This is a genomic window from Micromonospora sp. NPDC023814 (genome assembly GCF_040639595.1).
Classification (GTDB): Bacteria; Actinomycetota; Actinomycetes; order Mycobacteriales; family Micromonosporaceae; genus Micromonospora.
On the sequence record NZ_JBFAAF010000142.1, the window covers coordinates 1 to 6,358 of the forward strand.

Annotated in this window: 3 protein-coding genes and 1 pseudogene; 1 reads left to right on the top strand and 3 read right to left on the bottom strand. The window is 69.1% G+C overall.

Going from position 1 to position 6,358, the window contains the following annotated elements; genetic code table 11:
• Positions 1-3,686: pseudogene (locus AB0G14_RS34260) on the bottom strand (hypothetical protein); the annotation flags it as partial.
• Between the two features lie 276 nt (positions 3,687-3,962).
• Between AB0G14_RS34260 and AB0G14_RS34265 the strand changes: the two are divergent.
• Positions 3,963-4,187: a hypothetical protein gene (locus AB0G14_RS34265; protein WP_357704725.1), complete on the top strand. Its 225-nt coding sequence runs from the start codon at positions 3,963-3,965 to the stop codon at positions 4,185-4,187.
• A 1,449-nt stretch (positions 4,188-5,636) separates the two neighbouring features.
• Here AB0G14_RS34265 and AB0G14_RS34270 read toward each other — a convergent pair.
• Complete coding sequence (locus AB0G14_RS34270; RefSeq protein WP_357704727.1) at positions 5,637-5,828, bottom strand: NUDIX domain-containing protein; 192 nt, start codon at positions 5,826-5,828, stop codon at positions 5,637-5,639.
• Positions 5,829-5,964: 136 nt separating this feature from the next.
• Positions 5,965-6,255: a hypothetical protein gene (locus tag AB0G14_RS34275; RefSeq protein WP_357704729.1), complete on the bottom strand. Its 291-nt coding sequence runs from the start codon at positions 6,253-6,255 to the stop codon at positions 5,965-5,967.
• Between the last annotated feature and the right edge of the window lie 103 nt (positions 6,256-6,358).

Here is a 6,358-nt window from a genome sequence, read left to right on the forward strand (position 1 = left end):
GATCCCGACGTGGTGTCACGCACACGTCGGTGAAGGTAGGGCGACGCTTCGGTACCCGGCTGAGAGCCGACCGGTCCCGCCGGCCTCGTACGCGCGTCTCGCCACTCGCTGCGAACCGACGACGGCGGTTCAGTCCACGCGGGCGACACCGTTGTCGCGGCGTCGCCTCCGACCGGCGGCCGCGAGCCGGCCTGCCCGAAGACGGTGTTCGGGCTTGGTATGGCGATCTTCGTGTCGCTGGCGGCCTGGAAGAGCTGGTCGTACGTGAGCCATGCCCCTTCCAGGACGGCTGTGTAATCGCCTAGCGTGCTGTACGGAAACGTCGTTGTTGTGGTGAAGCGATCCCACAGTTCCAGAATTTCACTGGTTGCGTGTTGTTGGAGGACGGCGTTCCAGTGTGGCCCGTGGACGCGTAACCAGGTGCGGGCGGCTGACAGTGTCCCGGGTGGCAGCGCTGGTTGGTGATCGTGGGGCATTTCGACCCACGCGATTGTAAGGTCGGAGCTCGGGTTGTCTGGTGTCGGAGCCGGTGGGGGTTGGCGGTCGAGCCAGTCGGTGGCCGCCTGCCGCTCGGGTGGGGACCACCCCGGGGGCACCACCGCCTGGTATCGCACGGCATTGCCGTCTTTGCCCTGCGCGACGAGCAGACCCTGCCCCCGCAACGCCTGCACGTACAGCTTGGCGGTGCTCGGGCCGGTGATCGCGGACTGGTCGAGAACGGTGGAGTCGATGATCTGGGCGGTCGTGAGTGGCTGGCGGTGACGCAGCATCGCCGCCCACACCACGACCGCGCTGCCCGGCACCACGCCCAGTGTCTGTTGGAGGGCGTCGTGCACCGCTGCGGGCACCGGCGGGGTGTTCGCGGAGGACACCGGTGGGGGTTGGCGCTCGAGCCAGCCGGTGGCCGCCTGCCGCTCGGATGAGGACCACCCCTGGGGCACCACCGCCTGGTATCGCACGGCCCTGCCGTCGTTGCCCCGCTCGACGAGCAGACCCAGCCCCCGCAACACCTGCACATACCGCACGGCGGCGCTCGGGCCGGTGACCGCGGACTGGTCGAGAACGGTGGAGTCGATGATCTGGGCGGTCGTGAGTGGCTGGCGGTGACGCAGCATCGCCGCCCACACCACGACCGCGCTGCCCGGCACCACGTGCGGTGTCTGTTGGAGGGCTTCGTGCACCGCTGCTGGCACCGGCGGGGTGTTCGCGGAGGACGCCGGTGGGGGTTGGCGCTCGAGCCAGTCGGTGGCCGCCTGCCGCTCGGGTGGGGACCACCCCGCGGGCACCACCGCCTGGTATCGCACGGCCTTGCCGTCCTTGCCCCGCTCGACAAGCAGACCCAACCCCCGCAACGCCTGCACGTACAGCTTGGCGGCGCTCGGGCTGGTGATCGCGGACTGGTCGAGAACGGTGGAGTCGATGATCTGGGCGGTCGTGAGTGGCTGGCGGTGACGCAGCATCGCCGCCCACACCACGACCGCGCTGCCCGGCACCACGTGCGGTGTCTGTTGGAGGGCTTCGTGCACCGCTGCTGGCACCGGCGGGGTGTTCGCGGAGGGCGCCGGTGGGGGTTGGCGCTCGAGCCAGTCGGTGGCCGCCTGCCGCTCGGATGAGGACCACCCCGGGGGCACCACCGCCTCGTATCGCACGGCCCTGCCGTCGTTGCCCCGCTCGACGAGCAGACCCAGCCCCCGCAACGCCTGCACGTACAGCCCGGCGGCGCTCGGGCTGGTGACCGCGGATTGGTCGAGAACGGTGGAGTCGGTGATCTGGGCGGTCGTGAGTGGCTGGCGGTGACGCAGCATCGCCGCCCACACCACGACCGCGCTGCCCGGCACCACTCTGTCTGCCTGTTGGAGGGCGTCGTGCACCGGTGCTGGCACCGGCGGGGTGTTCACGGAGGGCGCCGGTGGGGTGTTCGCGGAGGGCGCCGGTGGGGGTTGGCGCTCGAGCCAGTCGGTGGCCGCCTGCCGCTCGGATGAGGACCACCCCGGGGGCACCACCGCCTGGTATCGCACGGCCTTGCCGTCTTTGCCCTGCTCGTCGAGCAGGCCCTGCCCCCGCAACGCCTTCACGTACAGCCCGGCGGTGCTCGGGCTGGTGACCGCGGACTGGTCGAGAACGGTGGAGTCGATGATCTGGGTGGTTGTGAGGGGCTGGCGGTGACGCAGCATCGCCGCCCACACCACGACCGCGCTGCCCGGCACCACGTGCGGTGTCTGTTGGAGGGCTTCGTGCACCGCTTCTGGCACCGGCGGGGTGTTCGCGGAGGACGCCGGTGGGGGTTGGCGCTCGAGCCAGTCGGTGGCCGCCTGCCGCTCGGATGAGGACCACCCCGCGGGCACCACCGCCTCGTATCGCACGGCCTTGCCGTCCTTGCCCCGCTCGACGAGCAGACCCAACCCCCGCAACACCTGCACGTACAGCGCGGCGGCGCGCGTGCCGGTGACCGCGGACTGGTCGAGAACGGTGGAGTCGATGATCTGGGCGATCGTGAGTGGCTGGCGGTGACGCAGCATCGCCGCCCACACCACGACCACGCTGCCCGGCGCCACGCCCGGTGTCTGTTGGAGGGCTTCGTGCACCGCTGCGGGCACCGGCGGGGTCTTCGCGGAGGGCGCCGGTGGGGGTTGGCGCTCGAGCCAGTCGGTGGCCGCCTGCCGCTCGGATGAGGACCACCCCGGGGGCACCACCGCCTCGTATCGCACGGCATTGCCGTCGTTGCCCCGCTCGACGAGCAGGCCCAGCCCCCGCAACGCCTGCACGTACCGCACGGCGGCGCTCGCGCTGGTGACTGCGGACTGGTTGAGAACGGTGGAGTCGATGATCTGGGTGGTTGTGAGGGGCTGGCGGTGACGCAGCATCGCCGCCCACACCACGACCGCGCTGCCCGGCGCCACGCCCGGTGTCTGTTGGAGGGCTTCGTGCACCGCTGCGGGCACCGGCGGGGTGTTCGCGGAGGACGCCGGTGGGGGTTGGCGCTCGAGCCAGTCGGTGGCCGCCTGCCGCTCGGATGAGGACCACCCCGGGGGCACCACCGCCTGGTATCGCACGGCCTGGCCGTCTTTGCCCCGCTCGACGAGCAGGCCCAGCCCCCGCAACGCCTGCACGTACAGCGCGGCGGTGCGCGGGCTGGTGACTGCGGACTGGTTGAGAACGGTGGAGTCGATGATCTGGGTGGTTGTGAGGGGCTGGCGGTGACGCAGCATCGCCGCCCACACCACGACCGCGCTGCCCGGCACCACGTGCGGTGTCTGTTGGAGGGCTTCGTGCACCGCTGCGGGCACCGGCGGGGTGTTCGCGGGGGGCGCCGGTGGGGGTTGGCGGTCGAGCCAGTCGGTGGCCGCCTGCCGCTCGGGTGGGGACCACCCCTGGGGAACCACCGCCTGGTATCGCACGGCCTGGCCGTCTTTGCCCCGCGCGACGAGCAGGCCCAGCCCCCGCAACGCCTGCACGTACCGCACGGCGGCGCTCGCGCTGGTGATCGCGGACTGGTCGAGAACGGTGGAGTCGATGATCTGGGCGGTCGTGAGTGGCTGGCGGTGACGCAGCATCGCCGCCCACACCACGACCGCGCTGCCCGGCACCACGCGCGGTGTCTGTTGGAGGGCTTCGTGCACCGCTGCGGGCACCGGCGGCCAGGACTGTTCGCCGCTATCGGCCGCATCGGGCTGCGACCGCGACATGTCCGGCTCGTGCTCATCCGATGAACCCGGACCTGATACATCCACCCGCGAAGGCAGCGAACGCGATAGCGCGGTGAGGGCCGACCGCGGAATGGGTCGCGATGGTTGCTCAGTGGTTGCTAGGGGTCGGGGGGGTATCCCGCCGGTGATGTCCTGTAACGCGAAGGGCGGGGTGGTCTGGTCGGCGGTGGCTGGGATGATCGTGTCGGCGGGTAGGCGGGGTTCGGGAAGGTCGGTCTCGCTGGGGCCTGGCGGGTTGTCCCACGGGGACTGGCTTTGGGGTTCCTGTTTTATGTGCGGTTGCAAATTGTCTTCGACGTAGGCGTTGTTGCCGTAGTTGGCGAGGATGATGCGGTGGGGGTTGGTGTGCGGGTCGAATGCGTTGTCCAGGGCGACCAGCGCCATGATGTTTTCTCTGCGTATTCTGCCGCGTCTGTCGGCTATTCGGATGCGGAACTGCACGAAGACGGCGTTAACCCGGGACTCGTCGGTTTTAGGTGAGGTGGGGTCGTCAGTGATGGCGGTGTTGGCGAAGGCGATCGCGTTGGCGGCTCCTTCTGCGCTCATTGTGATGAAACGTCGTCCGGCGGGTAAGTCTATCCCGTATGTCGGGTAGAGCCGATAGGTGTTTTCCCACTGTTGTATGTCTTCGTCGGTTTTGAGTACGGCGCCGAGATACAGACCCAAGATCCGGCCTTGGGTGAGGGCGGGCTGTTCGGGGCCGGTGGGATCGCTGGCCAGGAACAGTCCCCAACGGCCCATGAGCATGTGTTCGTGGGGGCGGAGGTGGTGTGCTTGCATGCGGCCGGGTGTTACTCGCGCGGTCGGTGCAGGTTGACCCAGAACCCGTCGGCGGACCTCGGCGGCCACATCCTGTTCCAGCTGGCGCCACAGTTGTGGCATTGCTCCGGCCATGGTCAGGGGCAGCCGCGAATCATCCGGGTCCCGGGCGACAAATGCCAGGTGGCCCTTCCCGGACACCATCTCCGCGGTGATGTTTGCAGCGTCGGCGCCGACGGTGGGGTGCACCTCGCCGTTGTCGTCGGCATACGGTTCGTAGACGCGTGCGTGCGGGGCCTTCGGATCACGCCAGGGAAAAGCGTTCTCCATCTCGGGGTCGGGGCTTACCTGGTGCTGCACCCATCGCACCAGCTTGAGATCGTCGCTGGACTCTTGGCCGTGATCCGGGCCGCCACGGACCACCTCGACACGTCCCTGGTCCAACCGACGCCGTTTCCACCCCACATCAGTCACGACATCAGCCACTGCCGTGTCACGCTTGTCCCCAGCAACCGGGTCGGCCGCCTCCTGCCCGATCCCACCACCGGACGACCGGGCCGCCGCCGTCAGGTCCGAACCAGCCCATGCGCCGTCACCGCCGAACGGACTCGCAGACGCCGCCGGAGCCGTACCACCACCCGTCCACAATGGCGTCAACGGCACCGAACTCTCCGCGTCAGGACGCGGCACACTCTCCCAACCGGTCCGCTGCTGCGGTCCAGACACAACACCCGGCACCCACGGCACCACCGACACATGCATCGCTTGAAACCTGCGCAACATCGTCTCGTCTACCCGCGCCACACCCCCCATTTCCACCCTCACAGGACACTCCGGGGCACGTCTGCGCACCTCCCGCGCCAACGTCTCCAACCCGTCGATATCATCACCACTGATCAAGAGCCAACCGTCGACCATCGCGCGCTGGACACGCTGATCCCCCACATGAAACCCCGCGTCCGTTAACCACACACGCCACGTAAAGTTCAACAACGCGCTATCAAATTCCCCCCCACCACCCAACTCCTCAAAAACCCGCTCAGCCGTCGACCGCACCGGGCCCCAGTTGATCCTAAAGTTTCGATCCATAAGGGCTCCTTCGAAACTCGATTCGAGCAGGGTTCGCGGTCGGCGGTGACCCGAACGTGAAGGCTCGCAGCCCGCTAGTGATCATCGGCACGGAATCTGCGCGGCGGTGGCGACGATGCCGGTCTCCTCGCGCAGCTCCCGCACCGCCGTGTCCAGGTACGTCTCGCCCGGGTCCATCCCGCCGCCGGGCAGCTCCCACCAGGTGCCCAGGCGCGGGTGGTCCGGGTCGCGGGTGTGGAACAGCAGCACCCGGCCGTCGGCGTCGAGCACCACCACCGCACCGCGCTGCGCTCGAAGACCGGCAGGTCCCGGGGAAGTTCGGTCACCCGTCCATCATGCCCGCACCGCGTCCGCCGTCGCGCTTGGCTGGGCGTCCCGTCGATGGCGCGGACCCGGGTCGTGGGGCCGGCTAGCGTCCGGCTTGCCGATCTCGTGCCTCTCCGTCCGCCGGCTCCGTGACCATGACGACGTCGGCGCCGGCCATGGGCGCCCAGAAGGTTTCGACCTGACTCAGCGACTCAGACCAGATCACCTCTCTGGTGCCAGGAAGCCCCTGGACCATGAGGATCTCACCGCCCGGTAGGGCCAGGATCCAGCCGAGGACGTCGTGCATCGAGTTGTTGATGCTGTCCGAACGATAGAGAGCGAACACCTGCGGCGCTCGCGGCAGCAACACTGTCTCCCGGCCGTCGTCGCTCACGACAACTCCGATTTTTCCTCATCTTGATGAGCGGCAGCGTCGGCTGCTGATGGGGGCCGAAGCCCGGGCGTTGGGGCGCGGAGGGATCCGGGCGGTTGCCCGG